Source organism: Pantoea sp. YU22 (assembly GCF_003970755.1).
Taxonomy (GTDB): domain Bacteria; phylum Pseudomonadota; class Gammaproteobacteria; order Enterobacterales; family Enterobacteriaceae; genus Pantoea; species Pantoea piersonii.
This window is the reverse complement of record NZ_RYDU01000006.1, coordinates 131,727-149,655: the sequence shown is the minus strand read 5'-3', so window position 1 is coordinate 149,655 and position 17,929 is coordinate 131,727. Positions and strand designations below refer to the sequence as shown.

General features: G+C 56.1%; 15 protein-coding genes. 11 read left to right on the top strand and 4 right to left on the bottom strand.

What is annotated here, in order from left to right; all coding sequences use genetic code 11:
- Positions 1–291 precede the first annotated feature (291 nt).
- Positions 292–1,230 (top strand): omptin family outer membrane protease, encoded by a 939-nt coding sequence (locus EKL29_RS11255; protein WP_120456426.1) that lies wholly within the window; start codon positions 292–294, stop codon positions 1,228–1,230.
- 57 nt (positions 1,231–1,287) lie between these two features.
- Here the strand turns inward: EKL29_RS11255 and proP are convergent, their stop codons facing one another.
- On the bottom strand, positions 1,288–2,757 hold the full coding sequence (gene proP / locus EKL29_RS11250; protein WP_126689717.1) for a glycine betaine/L-proline transporter ProP: 1,470 nt from the start codon (positions 2,755–2,757) through the stop codon (positions 1,288–1,290).
- Positions 2,758–3,299: 542 nt separating this feature from the next.
- Here proP and EKL29_RS11245 point away from each other — a divergent pair.
- Positions 3,300–4,040, top strand: coding sequence for an SDR family oxidoreductase (locus tag EKL29_RS11245; RefSeq protein WP_120456422.1), 741 nt, complete (start codon positions 3,300–3,302; stop codon positions 4,038–4,040).
- 32 nt (positions 4,041–4,072) lie between these two features.
- Here EKL29_RS11245 and EKL29_RS11240 read toward each other — a convergent pair whose 3' ends face one another.
- A complete protein-coding gene (locus EKL29_RS11240) occupies positions 4,073–5,347 on the bottom strand; it encodes a Glu/Leu/Phe/Val dehydrogenase (RefSeq protein ID WP_120456420.1) in 1,275 nt (424 codons plus the stop codon).
- 379 nt (positions 5,348–5,726) lie between these two features.
- Positions 5,727–6,104, bottom strand: a complete 378-nt coding sequence (locus EKL29_RS11235) for a RidA family protein (RefSeq protein WP_126689716.1) — start codon at positions 6,102–6,104, stop codon at positions 5,727–5,729.
- 269 nt (positions 6,105–6,373) lie between these two features.
- Between EKL29_RS11235 and EKL29_RS11230 the strand changes: the two genes are divergently transcribed.
- From EKL29_RS11230 to EKL29_RS11200, 7 genes are all read left to right on the top strand, one after another.
- Positions 6,374–8,503: a TonB-dependent siderophore receptor gene (locus EKL29_RS11230; RefSeq protein ID WP_126689715.1), complete on the top strand. Its 2,130-nt coding sequence runs from the start codon at positions 6,374–6,376 to the stop codon at positions 8,501–8,503.
- A gap of 12 nt (positions 8,504–8,515) precedes the next feature.
- Entirely contained in the window at positions 8,516–9,529 is a 1,014-nt protein-coding gene (locus EKL29_RS11225; RefSeq protein WP_126689714.1) for an ABC transporter substrate-binding protein, read from the top strand.
- A 160-nt stretch (positions 9,530–9,689) separates the two neighbouring features.
- Positions 9,690–10,088, top strand: coding sequence for a hypothetical protein (locus tag EKL29_RS11220; RefSeq protein ID WP_126689713.1), 399 nt, complete (start codon positions 9,690–9,692; stop codon positions 10,086–10,088).
- Positions 10,089–10,549: 461 nt separating this feature from the next.
- Positions 10,550–11,962 carry a sodium:solute symporter family protein gene (locus EKL29_RS11215; protein ID WP_120456412.1) on the top strand — a complete coding sequence of 471 codons (1,413 nt, stop codon included), beginning with the start codon at positions 10,550–10,552 and terminating at the stop codon, positions 11,960–11,962.
- A 1-nt stretch (position 11,963) separates the two neighbouring features.
- Positions 11,964–13,133 carry an exo-alpha-sialidase gene (locus tag EKL29_RS11210; protein ID WP_126689712.1) on the top strand — a complete coding sequence of 390 codons (1,170 nt, stop codon included), beginning with the start codon at positions 11,964–11,966 and terminating at the stop codon, positions 13,131–13,133.
- A complete protein-coding gene (locus tag EKL29_RS11205) occupies positions 13,130–13,600 on the top strand; it encodes a YhcH/YjgK/YiaL family protein (RefSeq protein WP_126689711.1) in 471 nt (156 codons plus the stop codon). The genes EKL29_RS11210 and EKL29_RS11205 overlap by 4 nt, the downstream gene beginning before the upstream one ends.
- Positions 13,601–14,278: an SDR family NAD(P)-dependent oxidoreductase gene (locus EKL29_RS11200; protein ID WP_126689710.1), complete on the top strand. Its 678-nt coding sequence runs from the start codon at positions 13,601–13,603 to the stop codon at positions 14,276–14,278. It abuts the gene before it with no gap.
- Here EKL29_RS11200 and EKL29_RS11195 read toward each other — a convergent pair.
- Entirely contained in the window at positions 14,275–15,048 is a 774-nt protein-coding gene (locus tag EKL29_RS11195) for an SGNH/GDSL hydrolase family protein (protein ID WP_240629469.1), read from the bottom strand. The two genes, EKL29_RS11200 and EKL29_RS11195, sit on opposite strands and share 4 nt — an antisense overlap.
- Positions 15,049–15,681: 633 nt before the next feature.
- Here EKL29_RS11195 and EKL29_RS11190 point away from each other — a divergent pair.
- Together EKL29_RS11190 and corA are read left to right on the top strand one after the other, a co-directional pair.
- Positions 15,682–16,809 carry an acyltransferase family protein gene (locus tag EKL29_RS11190; RefSeq protein ID WP_120456405.1) on the top strand — a complete coding sequence of 376 codons (1,128 nt, stop codon included), beginning with the start codon at positions 15,682–15,684 and terminating at the stop codon, positions 16,807–16,809.
- 127 nt (positions 16,810–16,936) lie between these two features.
- Positions 16,937–17,902, top strand: a complete 966-nt coding sequence (corA, locus tag EKL29_RS11185) for a magnesium/cobalt transporter CorA (RefSeq protein ID WP_120456404.1) — start codon at positions 16,937–16,939, stop codon at positions 17,900–17,902.
- Positions 17,903–17,929: the final 27 nt, after the last annotated feature.

Sequence of the window (17,929 nt, the reverse complement as noted above, 5' to 3'; positions counted from 1 at the left end):
TGTGCTTTTAGGTAGCGATATGACGTTAACTGCGGGAAAAATAAACCCAGGTAAAGCGGCAGGAAAGGGGAGGGGCAGTAATAGAATCACCTGCGGCATGGCTAAAATGCATTCATTTTTTTGCGCTGACCAGTGAGAGGTTATCGTCGGTTATTCGCCGACCATTAATTAATTTTGTTTAACTCACGTCGCTGTTTTTTTATCGAAAAACTTACACTTGCCTGACGAAATCCTGCCTTTTATTCTGTGCGCGCTATTCAAGGATAACTTAATTTTCACTCAGGATATTAAATGAAAAAGAGCACCGTTGCGGTAATGATGATGGCCGCGCTTTCAGGAACCGCGTTTGCCGCATCCTCTCCTTTTACGCCGAATTTCTCTTCTGACAGCCTCAGCGTTTCCACCTCGGTGGGCATGCTGGGCGGAAAATCTAAAGAGCTGGTGTATGACGCCAGTAATGCGCGTAAAGTCAGCCAGCTTGACTGGAAAATCAGGAACGTCGCTATTCTGAAAGGCGACATCGCCTGGGATGCCTTCTCCTTCCTGACGCTGAACGCGCGCGGCTGGACATCGCTGGGTTCCGGTTCGGGTCATATGGATGACTACGACTGGCAAAATGCTCGCCAGTCGGGCTGGACCGATCACTCGTCACATCCGAGCACCGATGTGAACTACGCCAACGAATACGATCTGAACGTGAAAGGCTGGTTCCTGCAGGATGACAACTATAAAGTCGGCGCGGTCGCGGGCTATCAGGAGACGCGCTTTAGCTGGACAGCCTATGGCGGCACGTTTAACTACGACAACGGCAACTTTATCGGCAGCTTCGCCGATCGCGAGCGCGGTATTGGTTACAGCCAGCGCTTCTCTATGCCTTATGTCGGTCTGGTCGGCCAGTATCGCATTAACGATTTCGAGTTCAACGCGCTGTTTAAATTTAGCGACTGGGTACGCGCCCATGACAACGATGAACACTATATGCGCGACCTGACCTTCCGCGAAAAAACCTCCGGTTCACGTTACTACGGCGCAGCGGTCGATGCAGGCTACTACCTGACCGAACATGCGAAAGTATTCGCTGAGTTTACCTGGAACAAATACGAAGAAGGTAAGGGCGGCACGCAGGCGATTTATAATCCAACCGGCGAGTCGGTCTCCTATGGCGGCGACGCGGCGGGCATCTCCAACAAGAACTATACGATGACGGTTGGTCTGCAATATCGCTTCTGATGAAATAAAAAACCCGCCGTCGGCGGGTTTTTTTGTTCAGTCAGCAGGACGAGTCGATTACTGTGCCGCCCGCTGTTTGCTGCGCGAACGCAGTTTTTTCACCAGACGGTGCGCCTCCGCTTCGCTGGCTACCGCAGGCGAGGAGCCGCGCAGCGGTTTGCGCGCCGATTCATGTAGCGTCAGCACGGTCAGCAGACCAATCACGCCTGCGCCCATCAGGTAGTAAGCGGGCATCATCAGGTTATGCGTGGTATCCACCAGCCAGGCGGTGATCAGCGGCGTGGTGCCGCCAAACAGCGACACAGACAGGTTGAAGCCGATCGCCAGCGCGCTGTAGCGAATGTCGGTAACAAACAGCGCCGGCAGCGTAGCGGGCATGGTGCCGCTAAAGCAGGTATGGAGCACGCCCAGCACGATCAAACCGATGAACACCAGCCACATATTGCCCGATGTCACCAGCATCATGCAGGGAATTGCCAGCAGGATCAGGCCGACCGCACCGCTGCCGATCACCGGACGACGACCCAGGCGATCCGCCCAGTGTCCCCAGAACAGCGTCAGCGGCATCATGACAAACATCACCACCATGATGAGCAGCAGGCTACTCAGCTCGCCCATGCCGAGAATACCGGTCAGATAGCTTGGCATGTAAGAGGTCAGCATGTAGTTGGAGACGTTGAACAGCAGCACCAGACCGATACATTTAAGCATCGGCTTGCGATACTTCTTCAACATCTGCATAACCGTCAGTGCCGGTTTGCTGTGCTCAAGCGCCTCCTGCTTTTCCATATGTTGCTGAAACGCCGGTGTCTCTTCCAGCTTCAGACGGACATAGAGACCGAACAGGCCGAGCGGAGCGGCGATAAAGAAAGGAATGCGCCAGCCCCAGTCGAGCATGGTTTGCTCAGGCAGAGCAGAGGTCAGCGCCGTGACCAGACCTGCGCCTAACAGATAACCTCCGAGCGTCCCGAACTCCAGAAAGCTGCCCATAAAGCCGCGACGGTTATCAGTTGAATATTCAGCGATAAAGGTCGCCGCGCCGCCATATTCACCGCCGGTGGAGAAGCCCTGTACCAGACGCGCCACCAGCAGCAGTATCGGCGCAAGAATGCCAATACTGGCGTAAGAAGGGATCAGGCCGATACAAAAGGTACCGATCGACATCATGATCATGGTCATCGCCAGCACTTTCTGACGACCGATACGATCGCCCAGCGGACCAAACACCAGCCCGCCGATGGGGCGCACAAGGAAGGCGGCGGCGAAGGTACCGAACGCCGCGATCAGCTGCGCGGTGTTGCTGGCATTGGCGAAAAAGACCTTACCGATGGTGACGGCGAGATAGCTGTAGACGCCGAAGTCGAACCACTCCATCGCGTTGCCCAGCGCCGCCGCGCCGACTGCGCGCTTCAGCATGTCATTGTCGACAATAGTGATATCGTCGACCGTCAGTTCTTTTTGCTCTTTCTGCTTTTTCTGCCAGAAATGCTTTTTTGCTTTATCTGTGGATTGATTCCCGGTGCTCATATTATCCTCATTGAAATAATGAGGCTCTTATAGCTTTCGTCGCCGTACTGCCAGCAAAACAAGGGGAAGAAAGCTATAAGCAGCCTGTTAAAATAAATTACGGCAGCTCGTTTACACGAATTTACCTTACTATAAAAACGGCCTCGCTTTCAAATTAGCAGATTTTTAGACTGGCATAGCCGATTAACCAGGCAATTGCTGCCGCAGTAAAACGGCACGCTGGTTTTAAACGCTGTATCTCAGCGAGTTATCCAGAAAAGGACGTCGTCAGAAAATAAGTCTATTTGGCAATAATGTTGCGGAAAGGTAAATCGGAGCGGAAATAACCTGACGTGAAGTAAGGTTATAGGCTTCAGGTATTTTGCTTTTCAAACTCAGCAGAATTAACCCTGTTTTAAATATGGATTTAAGCCGCTCGGTAATGTCATCAATCTGTCACCGACAAAATAACGCGTTATCGCCGCCGCCAGCTAACATTCAGAGATGAAGTTAATTCGTACCCGGACGTCGCGCAGGCGTACGGCTCGCTTTCTGGAGGGATTATGGCCCGATTTAGTGATAAGCGTATCCTGATTACCGGCGGCACCAGCGGCATGGGGCTGGCTGGCGCGCAGCGCATTCAGGCGGAAGGTGGCCGCGTTGCGGTAACCGGCCGCAATGCAAGCCGACTGCAGTACGCCAACAGCGTGCTGCATGATAACGCGCTGCTGCTGCGCAATGATGCCTCGCTGGAGGCGGATATCGACGCGCTGGGCGAAGCGGTGGAAAAGTGGGGCAAACTGGATGGACTCTGGCTCAATGCAGGCTATGCCGAACTGGGCGAGCTGGAATCCGTTACGGCGGAAGCCTTTAACGCCATGATGAACGCGAACGTGCGCGGACCCATGCTGCAGCTTGCCAGGCTCTCGCCTCTGCTTAACCCCGGCGCGTCGGTAGTGGTGACCTCGTCGTCGTCAACCTATGAAGGCGCGGCGACCACCAGCCTGTACGCTGCCACCAAAGGGGCTATCGTGGCGATGGCGCGCAGCTGGGCGACCGCGCTCGCACCGCGAGGCATCCGGGTAAATGTGGTGATTCCGGGACCGATCGAGACGCACTTTCGCGATTTCATGCCGGAAACGGCGCGCCAGCAGTTTGAGAGTTTTATTGTCAGTCAGGTGCCGCTGAAGCGGGCAGGGAAAGCGGAAGAGGCGGCGGCGGTTGCGCTGTTTCTGCTCTCCAGCGACGCCTCTTATGTGACCGGCAGCCAGTACGCGGTCGATGGCGGACTGGTGCGCTATTAAAACAGGGGCAGCCTGGGCTGCCCGCTAAGCGATTATCCCGGATAGATACCGCGTTCTTTACGCGCCATCAGGATGCGTTCACAGGCGACGATATAGGCCGCAGTACGCAGCGAACAGCTCTTCTCATTGGCTTTGTTCCAGACGTGCACCATGGCGTCGGTCATGATTTTATCCATACGCGCATTGATCTCTTCTTCGCTCCAGAAGAAGCTCGCCATATCCTGCACCCATTCGAAGTAGCTGACGGTTACGCCGCCTGCGTTACAGATAACGTCCGGCACCACGATGATGCCGCGCTCGGCCAGCATGTCGTCCGCCTCGGGATAGGTTGGGCCGTTAGCGCCTTCCAGCACCAGCTTGCAGCTCAGCTTCTCGGCACGCGCGCGTGTGATCTGGCCTTCGAGCGCCGCTGGAATAAGAATATCCATCTCGGTGCGCCAGAACGCCTCTTCATCGATCTTCTGCGCGCCAGGGAAGCCGAGGATCTGCTTGTGCTCCAGCTGCCAGCGCGACAGCGCGGCCATATCGATGCCGTCAGCGTTGGCGATGGTTGCGCTGTGGTCCTGAATCGCCACCACAGATGCGCCTGCCTCAGCAAAGAGACGCGCCGCCTCGCTGCCAACGTTGCCGAAGCCCTGAACGGCTACGCGGGCGCCCTCGACGGGAATGCCTGCGCGGCGCGCCACTTCGCGGCCGGTGATAAAGACGCCGCGCCCGGTCGCCTTCTCACGTCCCAGCGAGCCGCCAAGATGAACCGGCTTGCCGGTGACCACGCCGGTCACGGTGGTGCCGTTATTCATGGAGTAGGTATCCATCATCCACGCCATGACTTTGCTGTTTGTGCCGACGTCCGGCGCGGGGATATCTTTCTGCGGTCCGATAATGATGCCGATTTCGCTGGTATAACGGCGCGTCAGACGTTCCAGTTCGCCTTCTGACAGCGCAAAGGGATCGCAGCGGATGCCGCCTTTAGCGCCACCGTATGGCAGGTTGACCGCGGCGCACTTGATGGTCATCCACGCGGAGAGCGCCATCACTTCGTTCAGATCCACATTTGGATGGTAGCGAACCCCGCCTTTACCCGGGCCACGCGACAGGTTGTGCTGTACGCGGTAGCCTTCAAAGTGGCGGATAGAGCCGTCATCCATCTGTAGAGGAATATCGACAATCAGCGCGCGTTTAGGATGACGCAGCGTATCGATCCAGCGTGCCAGTTCGCCCAGATAGGGCGCGACGCGGTCGATTTGCTGAAGGTAGGTGGACCAGGCAGATGTACTGTTTTCAGACGCGTAGGATAACTTTTCCATAAAGACCTTTCTTTTTTAAAGTCGTTTATTATGTGTTGCCGTGGATGAATAGCGGATCTGACCGCTCCCCGATAATTTACCACTTACAGAAGAAAGATAATTTTTCTTACGCCGTCGAAAAAAGCGCTTCTGCTTCATTTTGGTGCAGTACAGTGCATAAATACTGCAGCTAAGCGCGACTGCACTGAATAAAGATGCCGAAATGTTGCATGGAGGTTGCATAGATGAAATTTATTGTCACTTTTCAGTTCCTTGAGTTGTCTCATAAATTGAACAAATTGCGTCCGCTCCGTATTGACTTTAGCACCGGAAATTAGCCGCATGAGCCAGGCTAATGGGTTGATTACTTTTAGTAATGACGGAAGGCGTAAGAACAGGATTAAAGCGCCAGAATCGCTTCGATCTCAATTTTAAGATCGGGTGAAAAAAGGCCACTCACCTGCACCAGCGAACTGGCGGGCAAATGATCGCCATAATAACGAAACAGCACCTTGCGCAGAGCATCAATATCCGCAAAAGAGGTGATAAATAACGTGACTTTCAGCAGCGCACTGAGCGTGGTGTTTTCTGCCTCAGCGATATGCTGGAACTGTTTAAATATTACCTCAGCCTGTTCTGCAATCGACCCTGTTTGCGCCGCGCTGCCGAACGCCGTGAGACCAGAGATGTAAAGTCTGTTTCCCTGTTTCACCGCATGAACATAGGGCGCTTTTACCTCACCCAGCGCGGGATAATTTATTCTTTCAATGGCTGCCATATTCATAATCCTTTTTTTTTCGGGAGAGTGAAATAACGCGCAATATCTGCCTTACCGCCAGTCAACAATATAGTTCAGTAACGTGACAATTATTCGATTTCGCTTTTTCGGCTGGCTTGTTGCCATTGACCATCATAATCGCGCGATAACCTATTGCCGCTGTTAATAAAGCACTTTTTCGCTATATAATTGTAAATACAGCGAAAGTGGTTATTATCCGTCACCATTTCCTGCCGTTAATATCACCTGTAAAAACTGGCAAAATAAAAATGAAATTTACATCCCGCGCGCTTTTCCCACCCCGTCTCCTCAGTTTACTTATTTTCGCTGCCCTGCAGACGCAGGGCGCACAGCCGTCAACTGATGACACGCTGGTGGTTTCCGCCGCGCCGACGACCGATTCAGGTCACGAAGACGCTACGCAAAAAAGCGCCATGCTGGGCAACGCAGGCAGACAGGCGGTTCGCAACACGCCTTTCTCTGTTCAGTCGCTTTCCCGTGCCATGATGAAGCAGCAGCAGCTGAAAAGCGTCAGCGCGCTCTATCGCTATATGCCGTCTGTTCAGGGCGACGGCGCGCGTCCCCAGACGCGCGGCATGCAGGGCAGCGTGGTGCAGAACAGCATGATTGACGGCCTGAACGTCGTCTCGACGACCGATTACGCGGCGGAGCAGTTCGACCATATTGAAGTGCTGAACGGCCTGGCCGGTTCGCTCTATGGCCCGGCTAACCCGGCAGGGCTGTTTAATTTCGTTGCGAAGCGCGCTACCGATCTGCCGCAGCACCGCCTGACGGTCGGCGGTGGCACCGGAGGCAATCACAAGGTTGCTGCGGATTTCAGCGGGCCGCTGGATCAGAACGATCGCCTGCGTTACCGCCTCAATGTCCTGGATGACGAAGGCGGCGGCTATGTCAGCGGCAGCAAGGTACGTCGTCAGCTGTTCAGCCTGGCGCTCGACGCTAATCTCAGCGACAGCACCGTGCTGGAGACCAGTTTCAGCTACTACCACTATTATGACAAAGGCCTGCCGGGCAAATTCGCGCTGGGCAAAGGGCTGACTTTCCCGGCTGCGCCCGATCCAAAAAAGGCGGGTCTGGGACAATATTATGCAGGCGATGATAACCATACCCTCACCGCAGGGCTTCATCTTAAACATGATTTCGACGGCAACTGGCAGGGCGAGATTGGCGTGCTGCGCCAGATAGCCGATCGCGAATCGACCGGCGTGACCAATACCTTTACCGATCGGGCGGGGCACTACACCACCACCACCTCATCCTCGACCGCCAGCCGCTTTACCATCAACAGCTATATGGCGAACCTTAACGGCGAAGTGGATACCGGCTGGCTACACCACCAGATCGCCACCGGCGTACGCGGCTTTGTCTGGAAGAACATGAATCCGGTCCATGGCGGCACGTCGACGCTGGGCAGCGCCTCGCTGGAACAGCCCGCGCGCTTTAATGAACCTGACTATCCTGACTTTACCGATCGCTATCACTCTGCCACGGCGACGCAGCACGCCTTTCTGCTGAGCGATAATCTTCAGTTTTCTCCGCAGTGGAGCCTGCTGCTGGCAGGCAGCGAAAGCCTGTTAAGCTCGGCAAACTACGCTAAAAGCGGCGCGCGCAGCAGCGAATCCTCCAGCAGCGGCTTCTCCGGCTCCGCCAGCCTGATGTATAAGCCGGTGGATCCGCTGACGCTCTATGTCACTTATGCGGACAGCCTGCAACAGGGCGACACCGCGCCGACGGGCGCAACTAACGCAGGCAATATTCTTGCCCCTTATCGCAGCAAGCAGGTGGAAATTGGCTCCAAGCTGGCGATTAACCGGCTGCTGCTGACGGCGGCGCTGTTTGAGATCAAACGTCCGTTCGCCTATACCAACAGCAGCGGCGACTACGCGGTTGACGGCGAGCAGCGTAACCGCGGCGTTGAGCTGATGGCGGATGGCGACGTAACGGAGAGGCTGCATCTCTATGGCGGCATGACCTGGCTCGACCCGCGCCTGTTTGATACCGCCAGCAGCGCGACGCAGGGCAAGCAAATTGTCGGGCTGCCGCGCTATACCGCCAGCCTGTTTGCTTCCTGGGATCTGCCTGGCATCAGTGGCGCCGATCTGCACGGCGGCGCGCGCTATGTCGGGCGTCGCGCAACGGACAATGCGAATGAGGGATGGGTGAGCGGCTATACCACGCTGGATGCGGGCACCGCTTACAAAACCCGTCTGATGAACACCGACACTACTTTCCGCCTCGACGTGACTAATCTCACCAACCGTCACTACTGGACCAATATCGTGCCGGGCGGCCTCAATGGCTACAGCGGCGCGGGCTATGCCAGCGCGTCGATCGGCGAGCCGCGCCAGGTGCAGGTTTCGATGCAGCTCGATTTTTAAGGAGCCGGAGCGATGAAGACATTAATAGGGAGCGCCCTGGCGCTGGCGCTATGGGCGGGCGTGGCGCCTGCCGCCACGCTTACCGACGATCTCGGGCAAAAGATCGAATTGCCGCATCCGGCGCATCGCATCGCCGATGCCTGGTATGCGCACCACTCGCTGTTGATGACGCTGGGCGCGGGCGATCTTATCGTCGCCACCGTCAACCATCCGGCAGACCGGCCGTGGATGTTTAAGGTGCAGCCGTCACTGGGGCAGGCGCTTCAGGCGCACGGCAAAACCTTTTCCAGCGAGGCGTTAGTGGCGCACCACGTCGATGCGATCTTCGTTCCCGCGCAGGATCCTGATGCGATCGGCTATCGTCAGGCTGCCATTCCGACGTTCAGCATGCAGTTTGACGACGTCGATTCGATGAAGCGCTCCCTGCTGACGACCGCCCAGGTCGTCGGCACGCCGGAGGCGCAGCGTCGGGCGCAGCGCTATAACCGCTATCTGGATGCGCAAATCGCCGCCGTCAGCACCAAAACCGCATCGCTGACAGAGGCACAGCGACCCCGCGTGCTGCATATTCAGTCGCTGCATCCGCTGAAGATTGACGGCAGCCAGACGCTGATTGATACCTGGATCCGGCTCGCCGGAGGAAGAAACGCGGCGGCGCAGGTGAAAGGTAATATGAAGGAGGTCTCGCCAGAGCAGATTATCGCCTGGGATCCTGACGTCATTATTATCGGCGCGGGAGCGGGCAGGCTGGAAGATTCTCAGTATGCCGCGCTGTTCAGGGGCGTGAAGGCGGTGCAGCAGCATCGCGTGCTGCAAAATCCGTCAGGCGTTTTCCCCTGGGATCGCTATGGAACGGAGGTGGCGTTGCAGATCCTGTGGGCGGCAAAGCAGCTGCATCCGCAGCTCTTCAGCCAGCTCGATATTGTCGCCGCCACCCGGGCTTTTTATCAGCGCTTTTATGATTACCCGCTGCGCGCTGATGAAGCGGAGCGGATACTCGCCGCTTTGCCGCCAGTTTCAGGCTGAAATCGCCAGCCGCCGTCTCGCTGAACAAAGCGTGCGGCGGCTGGCGTAAAAAGCAGCGAAACAGGCGAATTCGGAACATGCCGACGCATTGTCTGCTGGGAGAAAGTGTGACGTAGCGCTAAAATAACGCCTTGGTCGCAGCAGAGGTCAGACAAATATAATGATTGCACGTTTTTCCCCGATAGCCCTTTTCGCCGTTGTCGCACTCAGCGGATGCGCGAAAAAACACTCTTACCAGGACGATCCCTCGTTTAGCGCTGGCCCCGCACAGGTCAGCGTTTCCCATGTCATGACGCGTACGGATGACGGCTCATCGGTGTATGTGACCGTGGACGGCAAAGACGCCGGTACGCTGAACGGCGGGCAGAGTAAAGATCTCTTTTTGACGCCGGGTAAACATAAAATCGGCGGCTACGTAGCCACCCTGTTTGGTCTGGGACGCGTGACCATCAATCCGGTCGAAGTCACGACCGCGAAGGGCGAAGTAAAACATGTCGCCTATGAAGTAAAAAGCGATAAACCCACCTTTACCGAATGGACGCCGCCTGCCGAAGGCTAAGCGCGCCTCCGGGCCGGTCACAGGCTGACCGGCCTCGCCATTTCGCTCAATTTCTCCCTTCTTTATCGCTCTCCGGCCTGCATGACCGCATGCCACAGCTTTATCTCTCTCTTGTTGATTATATGCAATCATAATTGAGCATATGTGAGCACGATCAATTTATTCCTTCGCCCGTTATCCTATAAATTCTCACGTGACGCCTTCGCCAAGAAAGTGCGCTGATTAAATTTAATCAATCTGCTTCCCTACAGGAGACCAACGTGGCAAATCAAAACGGTAGCATTCGCTGCTCAGAACCTGAGGCTGCGCCATCGCGCCGCTGTAAACCCTACGACGCGCGCCTCTGCATTTCAGGTTTGATCGTGGCGGGGCGCTAGCTCGCCAGCACGGGGCATCACTCATCAGAACACAGACGGGGGTTAATACCTCCACGGTTTCGCTCGTCCTCAAGAGAGGCTCAGATGAATACGTTTAACGCTGAAGACACCCTGATCATTGTCGGCATCGTGGCGGCTTATATCCTGTTCACCACCTGGCTGACCTGGCGGCTGCGCAGCAAAAGCAGCGGCGATTTTATGGAAGGATCGCGCGCCATGCCGGCGCTGGTCGTTGGCATCCTGCTGATGTCGGAATATATCGGCGCCAAATCGACCGTCGGTACCGCGCAGGCTGCGTTTGAAGATGGTTTTGCCGCCTCCTGGTCGGTTATCGGCGCGGCGATCGGCTTTCCTCTGTTTGGTTTCCTGCTGGTCAAACGCATCTACAGCACAGGCAAAATTACTATTTCCGGCGCGATAGCGGAAAAGTATGGCAACACCACTAAAAACATCATTTCGGTGATCATGATCTATGCACTGCTGCTGGTGAACGTAGGCAACTATGTCAGCGGCGCGGCGGCGATCGCGACCATCCTGAAGGTTAATCTTCCGGTAGCAGCCTTTATTACCGCCATCGTCAGCACCTTCTATTTCAGCTTCGGCGGCATGAAAGGGCTGGCATGGGTCACCATGTTGCACAGCGGGCTGAAGTATCTGGGCATTATCGCCATAATGAGCTTCGCGCTTTATAAGACAGGCGGCTTTACGCCGATGATTGAACAGATGCCCAGCTACTACTGGACGTGGGATGGCCATATCGGCGCCAGCACCATCGTCGCCTGGCTCATCGGCACTATCGGCTCCATCTTCTGCACCCAGTTTGTCATTCAGGCGATCTCCTCGACAAAGGATGTGCGTTCGGCGAAGCGCGCTACCTGGGTCGCCTTCTTCTTCTGTCTGCCGATCGGTCTGGCGATTGCGGTTATCGGCGTGGCGGCGAAATATCTGCACCCGGAGATCAACAGCCTCTACGCCATGCCGATTTTCCTGCAGGATATGAACCCCTGGATGGCCGGAATGGTGACAACGTCACTGGTGGCGTCGATCTTCGTCAGCGTCAGCACCGTCGCGCTGGCCATCGCCTCGCTGGTGGTGAAGGATTTCTACGTGCCGTACCGCAAGCCGACGCCGGAGCAGGAGTTCAGGGCGACGCGCTGGCTGTCGCTGATCATTGGCTTCCTGCCGCTGATTTTTGTGCTGCTGGTGCCTGAAGTGCTGAAACTCTCGTTCTTTACCCGCGCAATCCGCCTGTCGATCTCGGTGGTGGCGGTAATCGCCTTTTACGCGCCATTCTTCAAAAGCGCCCGCGGCGCTAACGCCGGTCTGATTGGCGCCTGCGTGGCGACGTCAGTCTGGTATCTGCTGGGCGATCCGTTCGGCATCAATAATATGTATATCGCGCTGGTCACGCCGGCCATCATTATGGCGATCGATCACCTGATCCCAAACCGACAAGAACATAAATCGCATCAGAGAGTTGAACAGAGGGGAGTCTGATATGTCTGTAACCGTTAACCGCGATGGCGTGCTGCGCCCGGCCGAACAGGACGCACGCGTCATCACGGCGATGCTGCCGTCACCCTGTCCGCAAAACCATGCGGCCAATATCTTCCCGCTGCCGGACGGCTCGCTGATGTGCGTCTGGTTTGGCGGCACCCAGGAAGGCGTGGCGGATATCTCTGTCTACAGCTCGCGGCTGACGCCCGGCGCCGATCGCTGGAGCGAGGCGGTGAAGCTCTCTGACGACCCGGCACGATCGGAACAAAACCCGGTGCTGTTTCTTGCGCCGGACAAGGTGCTGTGGCTGCTCTGGACGGCACAGGTCTCTGGCAATCAGGATACGGCTATCGTGCGCTTTCGCCAGTCGCACGACCTGGGCGTAACCTGGGGAGCGATTGACACGCTGCTCGACCAGCCCGGCACCTTCATCCGCCAGCCGATCACCGTGCTGGAGAACGGTAACTGGCTCCTGCCGGTGTTCTACTGCCGTACCCGGCCGGGTGAGAAGTGGGTCGGCAATGATGATATCAGCGCCGTGAAAATCTCCAGCGACAACGGCAAAAGCTGGCGCGACGTCGAGGTGCCTGAAAGTCTCGGCTGCGTGCATATGAATATCACCCCGCTGCCGGGCGGTACGCTGCTGGCGCTCTATCGCAGCCGCTGGGCGGATCATATTTACTACAGCCACTCAGAGGACGGCGGTGAAAGCTGGTCGCAGCCGGAGCCCACCTCGTTGCCCAATAACAACTCTTCCCTCCAGGCCACCACCTTGCAGGACGGCACGCTGGCGCTGGTATTTAACAATATGAGCGCGGCGGGCGCGACGGAGCGGCGCGCCTCGCTCTATGACGAAATTGATGACGGCGACGATAGCCGAAAAGAGCCGGAAGCGCGCGAAGGGCGCAGCGCATTCTGGGGAGCACCGCGCGCGCCGATGACGGTGGCGATCTCACCGGACGGCGGCAAAAGCTGGCCGTGGCAGCGCAACCTCGACGAAGGCGATGGCTACTGCATGACGAACAATTCACAGCAGAAACTCAATCGCGAGTTTTCTTACCCCAGCATCAAGCAGAGCGCAGACGGCGATCTGCATATCGCCTACACCTGGTATCGGCAGGCGATCAAATATGTGCGCCTTTCGCCAGACTGGGTTAAGGAGACGCCATGATTATCGGTAATGTGCAGGCGTTAGCAATGGCGGGCCTGCCTGCTGCGCTGCGCGCCATCCTTGAGCGCGAGGATTGCAGACTCGCGGCGCTGCGGCAGCGCGAAGATGGCCGTTTTCAGCCGGAGGATGCAGAGTGGTTTTGCCATATCGGTCCGGCGCAAACCGAACCAGCCGCGCAGCGCCATACTGAATATCACCGCCAGTGGGCCGATATCCAGCTGGTGCTGGACGGCGATGAAATCATTAACGCCAGTCAGCAGAGCCTGGCGCAGCCGGAGGATGAAGAGCGTAAAGCGGATCTGTTTATCGCCAGCGTGCAGGCGTTGCCGGTCTCGATGCGCTTAAGCACGGGAGACTTTGCGGTGTTTCTGCCCGGCGAGCCGCATCAGGCGCTGTGCGCGGCGCCGAAATCGGAAAGGGTGCGCAAGGCGGTGTTTAAAATTCCACGTTCGCTTCTGGAGGTGTAGATGCCGCATGCGATTGTGACCGGAGCCAGCTCCGGCATTGGCGAGGCGATCGTCACGTTACTGCTCGACCAGGGATGGCAGGTGACGGGACTGAGCCGTAGCCGGGTGTCGCGCGATAACGCCTGTTTCCGCAGCGTTCAGGTGGATATGACGGATGAGCCTGCGCTTATCCGTACCCTTGCCGATCTGCCCGCACCGGATGCGCTGGTGCATGCCGCCGGTATGATGGCCGCCGCGCCGGTAGGCGAGATTAATCTCGGCGTCAGCTCGCGCCTCTGGTCGCTGCACGTCCGCGCGGCGGAAATCCTTGCCAGCCGCTTTGCGCCTGTAATGGGCGAGGGCGGCCGGATTGTACTGATTGGCAGCCGCACCTCGCGCGGAGCGGCCAGTCGCTCACAGTACGTCGCGACCAAAGCCGCCATGGTCGGTATGGCGCGCAGCTGGGCGATCGAGCTGGCGCCGCGCGGCATTACGGTAAATGTGGTCGCGCCGGGCGCGACGGAAACGCCGATGCTCTCGCAGCCGGGACGCGAGGCGTCAAAGCCGGTCATGCCGCCGATTGGTCGGCTTATCCAGCCGCAGGAAGTGGCTGCGCTGACGGCTTTTCTCCTCTCGCCGCAGGCTGCCGCGATTACCGGCCAGGAGATGGTGATCTGTGGCGGCGCCTCGCTGTTTTAGGAGGCGGCGTTAAGCTGCGAGAGCTGCGCGCCGAAGTGTTGTTCGATCACCTTAAACGTTTCCAGCGCCTTGATGCGGTAGAGCTGTTCGGAAGGGTGAATACAGTCGGGCGACATCATCGCGCGCCACGCTGGCATCTGTTGAATACGCTGGTACTGACTGACCAGCGGCACCTTTTCCGCGCGGGCGACGGCGTCGAGCCGCGCGGCATAAGGCGCGACATCCCATTTTTCCGCTTTGCCGCACAGCGGATGCGGCTCCTGTAGCACCACGGCTTTGCCGTTCGCTCTGGCGCTGTCGATCAAGGCTGTCATTACTTCGCTGTAGCGTTGCGGACTCACCTGATAGGGCTTCTCTATATCGTGGAAGTGGTAATGCCGTGCGTCGTTGGTGGCGAAATTGAGCAGGATTAAACGGGCGTTTGAGCGTTTCATCGCCTCCTGCCACGGCGGGTTATGCTCATATTTATAGCGGCCATTCAGCAGCTCGATCGCCTGCGCTGAGGGCGCGCCGCGATTAAGGACGCGTACGCCGCTGCCGTACTTCGCCTGTAAAAGCTGATTCAGTACGGCAATTTCATTGTGCTCGCTGACGATATTGCGCAGCCGACCCTCTTCTCGCACCGCCAGTACCCCTTTCGTGCTTGATCCTCCCCAGGCTTCAATAATAAAGGTGCCGGGCGAGGTGGTTTGCGCGACCGCCGGGGATGAAACTTTCATCATCAGCGCAATATATAGCGCCATTTTCAAATGGAATTGTTTTTGCAGCATATCGTTCTCAGCGCGTTGTCTGAATGGAATATCACGAATAAAGTGTGACTTTCATCAAGGTAACAAATTTAATTAGCAGCCAACAACCCTAAAACTGCCGATGGTTAGCGGCAAAATTATATCAATGCTTTGTTTTTTTGCGGGCTCTCTTTTCAGGGTTAATCAAGATGAGCCGATCTCGGGTCTCATTTTCGCTGGATAAATTAAGCAAATCCTCATTCGTAAGCGCTATTTCTTATTTTGTCTGGTCTTATCTGTCGCCTCGTTTGGGGAAGTAAGGCCAGCGTCAGCGCATACGGTAAAGGCCAGAAAGGGTGATATAAAATTAACTTATTGTATTTTATAGCTTAATTTCGGTTTTATTTTTATGGGGATTTATTTGATCAGGCTATTTTTAACTGGCGTTTTTCCTAATTAGTCTGGTTACCTCCAGGCATATTCCTAATGTCCGGTCAGCGGAATGATTTTTAACGTTAAGTAATGATACGCTTTGCCAACACCGGCCATTCAGGGATATTCCGATTTTTGCGTGGCTCACTTCATCAGGTCAGGATTATTTCTCTTTCACGTTTCGTTGTTTAAATGCGACGCGAGAGGGGCTGCGTTCTGACGACTTTTTGAGAAGGGTATAACGTGGAAAATAAAGCGTTTCTCTCAAGCCGGAATATCGGCCTGGATTTCCTGCGCGCGCTGTTAATTCTGGAAGGGGTTTTATATCATGCCGCGCGAAGTCTTCCTGGTGGAAATAACTGGTACTATGTTTCCGGGAAAAATGAGGCGGACGGTTTTACCGCGCTGATCGAATTTGTGCATACTTTTCGTATGGAAGCCTTTTTCTTCCTGTCGGGGATGTTCTCGGCGATGGTCATCCTGCGTAAAGGCACCGACTTCTTTTACAGTAACCGCAAGATGCGCGTCGTCGTGCCGCTGATCTCCGCTTTCCTGTTTATTCCCGGACTGATGTATCTCATTAACGCCTTAATCGACGGCGAACCCTTAACGACACAGGGCGCGCTGGGTGCCTATACCTCGCTGCACCATCTCTGGTTCCTGGTGTCCCTTACGGCGATGTCGTTTTTGATTCCGGTGAGCCTCTATCAGCGCGCGGCGGCGTTGATGCGACGCCTGCCTTTCCCGCTGCTGGTGGCGGCGCTGGTTGTCGCGGCGAACATGTTCTTTGTGGTGAAGTTCTTTGTTAAAGACTTTGGCGAATGGGTCAACTTAATTCCGGTTACCGCGCGCTTTATGGTGTTCTACGCGGCGGGCTATGCGCTCTATCTCAACAGCGATCAGATCCCTCGTCAGGCGCGTAATTTTCTGGTCAACACCAAAGTGGTGCTGGCGCTGGGCGTGGCCTGCTGGCTGGTGTTCTATGCCATCTACCACTACAACATCACCAGCAGCCTGAAATACCTGCCGGTGCTGTGCGCCAGTCTTTTCTCGGTCATCTTCTCTTACTGGGTGGTATTCACCTTTGAGAAGCTGCGCATGAAAGAGAGCCGTCTGGTGAGAGGCGTAGTGGATTCCGCCCTGGTGATATATATCATGCACTACCCGCTGGTGATCACCTTCGCCTGGCTGCTGGACGGCTACCTGCCGGATGCGCTGCCGGTGACCTATGTCGCGGTGGTCACGTTGCTTGGCCTGATCTGCAGCGCCGTGCTCTATTTGATCATTAAACAGCTGCCGCTGATGGCGTTGCTGTTCGGTCTGAAACCGGCCCGGGTGCAGAACGTTCCGGCTACCGATCCCCGCGGTTAAGCGCCTTATCTTGCCTGTTGCCCGCCGGACGCTGTTCGGCGGGCATTCTGTTACAAACCTCTTCATTTGAATGCAATAAAAGCGGTTATGCTCTTACTACTTCAGACAACCGTGTAGCGAAGGGATCATGATTGTAAATTGCATGGTATATCGCCCAGGCCAGACCGGGCAGGAATTAGATGTAGAAAAAATCAGTGACGTTATCAGCGATCCAGATGCCTTTATCTGGATGGGGCTCTATCAGCCCGAAGCGGAATTTATGTATAAAATTCAGCGCGAGTTCGGACTGCATGACTTAGCGGTAGAGGATGCGTTATGCGCGCACCAGCGGCCTAAAATCGAACAGTATGGCGAGTCGATGTTTATCGTGGTGAAGACCGTCAGTTCGGAAAACGAACATCTTCACTTTGGTGAAACGCATATCTTTATCGGTAAAAATTTCCTGATAACGCTGCGCCACGGCGCCTCCGACAGCTATTCCCCGATCCGCGAGCGCGTGGCGCAAAACAGCGACTTGCTCGATCACGGCCCAGGCTATCCGCTCTACTGTATTCTCGATTTTATTGTCGATCGCTATGGCGAATATACCGCCTCGCTCGGCGACAAAATTAATGAGATGGAGGCGGCGCTATTCCGATCCGAATTCGATAATCTCGCGGTGAAAAAGGTCTATCGTCTGCGTCGCGAACTGTTAAGCCTGCGCAATGCGGCGCAGCCGCTGGAAGAGATTTGCCAGCAGCTGGTTCGCCTGCATGAAGATATCGTACCGAAAGAATTGCGCGCCTACCTGCGCGACGTGCAGGATCATGCGCGTCATGTGGTGACCGACGCGGAGGACATGCGTGAAATGCTCACCAGCGCCATGCACGTTAACCTGGCGATGGTGGCGGTACAGCAGAACGAGGTCACAAAAAAGCTGGCGGGATGGGGTGCGATACTGGTGATCCCTACGGTGATTTTCAGCATGTATGGCATGAACTTTAAAGATATGCCGGAGCTGAACTCGCCGCTGGGCTATCCGATAGCGCTAGGCGGAACCATTGTCGGCTGCTTCCTGCTCTGGCTACGGCTGCGCAAGTCGGGCTGGCTATAAAGCTGATGCCGCGACGCGCTGCGCGCC